The organism is Selenomonadales bacterium (assembly GCA_017442105.1).
In the GTDB taxonomy this organism is placed as follows: Bacteria; Bacillota; Negativicutes; order RGIG982; family RGIG982; genus RGIG982.
The window spans coordinates 1-2238 of record JAFSAX010000105.1; the positions used below are offsets into that span (position 1 = coordinate 1).

Annotated in this window: 2 protein-coding genes; both read right to left on the reverse strand. The window is 42.2% G+C overall.

Annotated features, from left to right (window positions below):
• On the reverse strand, positions 1-1093 hold a 1093-nt coding region (locus IJN28_04180; protein MBQ6712969.1), incomplete at its 3' end, for a serine/threonine-protein phosphatase.
• Between the two features lies 1 nt (position 1094).
• A partial coding sequence (locus tag IJN28_04185) for a PAS domain-containing protein (GenBank protein ID MBQ6712970.1) occupies positions 1095-2238 on the reverse strand: 1144 nt, incomplete at its 5' end.

Sequence of the window (2238 nt, forward strand, 5' to 3'; positions counted from 1 at the left end):
ATTCTCCGAGAACCTGTGATCTACAATTGATCTTAAACGGGAAATTCGGATTTTGATGGGCAGGATTGATTGCTGTACCTGCCAATATCTCGATCGAATCAGCCTCATTTAACATTTTTGCCATCAATGTTGCACCGTCTTCGAGCGTAGAATCATTCAGATTTTTATCCTGCAAACGTTCGATAACAACATTCAAGGTCAATATCCCTTCGGTTACAAGGTCGATTCCTTCCAGATAACCGATCGGAGGGACATTCGGATCGTCAGAAGTGAGTGATACACCGACTTTTTCGTCGAGATATCTTCCCACCATATTGGCTGTACTGCCGCCTGCAATAATTTTTTTACCTTCATTACTTATGAATCGACGAATAACTTTTTCGTCATTATCAATATCTTTCGGCGGTCCTGTCAAGAGCGAAAGGAATCGTGTAGGATGAACCTTTACTGCAACAACAGTCGTATCATCACCCGGTTTACCGAGATAATATCCTTCGCAACATCCTGCGATACGACGCGTTATCGTTTCCACCGACGGATAGCGATAACAAACATCTTTTAATTCTTCGGCTACACCTTTCCAGCCCCAACCGAGTTTCAACAAAGCACCAAGACCGGCATGGATAACACCGTCGCTGACTGCAACCAAGATATCATTTTCTAAAAGTTGAAGATGACCGACGCCGACTAACTTATCACCGATCTGTCTTTTTTCCACAGGGAACGGCGTAACTTGTCCATCACGAATAAAGAATGTCGGTGGACAGTCGAATTCTACAACGGTAGCCCTGCCGCTTGTGTCGATCTTGATGATCTGTAGAGTAGAATAGGCGATTTTTCTTACTTTGCATACAGGAAGCGTTTCGGCAATCGTTTTTACCACTTCATCTAATTTAATGTTACGTTTCAACATAGAAGAAGCGATCTTAGTCGTCATGGTAGCCAAAATATTTGCCTTTACGCCACTACCAAGTCCATCTGATATTACGATCGTTGTATTCTCAGGTGAACGTGTAACGATCACATTATCACCGCATAATTCTTCTCCGTTTTTGTACAGTTGTTGAATATCTACATCTGCATGCAAGGACATGTTATTTCTCCTCCCCACCTTTAAGAACGTACATCATTTCTAAGAGGGCAGATTTCGTTTCGGCAGTCGTTTCACCTAAAAGACCGGCAATTTCTTGTGCGACTTTCATTTGACGATTGATGATCTCATTAGCTTTTTCAATCGTTTCGTCTTTGATTTTTTTGATCGCTTCCGTACGGCGTTGTTCTTCCGTAACATTGGAGATAACGATAAGTACCAAACCATGTTCGGGAATAGGTACGATCATCTGATCGGTAATAAGACCATAGTCGGGATAGTCGATACGTTTTTGTACGACTTTATTACCGAAGGTCGCAGCTTGAACATAGTCTACACAACTGACGAATTCCGTTAAACTCATGCCTTTTTCAATGATCTTTTCTAAGCCGAACATCTGTTTGAAGGCAGGGTTGACTTCTTGGATCGTCATAAGATTGTCGACAACAAGGATGCCATCGACAGAGTTTTCTACAATAAGATTTGCAAACGATTCTGCTTTAGAACGCATATACGGCAAACACATATCTATTTCTGCCAAGCCACGGATAACTGCGATCGCTTTTTCACGGCATGTACTATAACCACACGAACCACAGTTTTTTTCGTCTGCCTTGGTAAATTTGCCTGTTTTTTGAAGTATTTTTTGAATATCTTCTTCAGAAGGGATCAAACTCTGGAGCGGTGTCGGCTGATGATCTAGGTGAAGATCTATTCCTTCGGGGACTTCGATCGTTCTCTTAGCATCAAGCGAATTACCAAATTTAATCGCTCTCATACGACGTACAGGAATCGGTATACCGCTACCACCGAACGGACCTCCAATGCAACCGCCACGACAAGAGAATGCTTCGATAAAGCGTGGTGCAATCTCACCTTTTTTGAGAGAACGGAATACTTCATGGCAGTTTTCGATACCGTCTACCGTAATGATCTCGGAGTCAAGAATATCGAAGTCCATAAACGATTTTAAGATACCGCCAGCAAGTGGGAAGAATCGAGCGTTTCCTATTACAGGCGGAATATATTCTTCTGTTGGTTCGGGTAAAACACCTTTATAAGTCTGATTGAGCCATTGACGAAGTTGCACGAATGTTAAAACAGCATCAATCGAATGATGCTCGGTATCTTCATCGAATTTTGCCAAA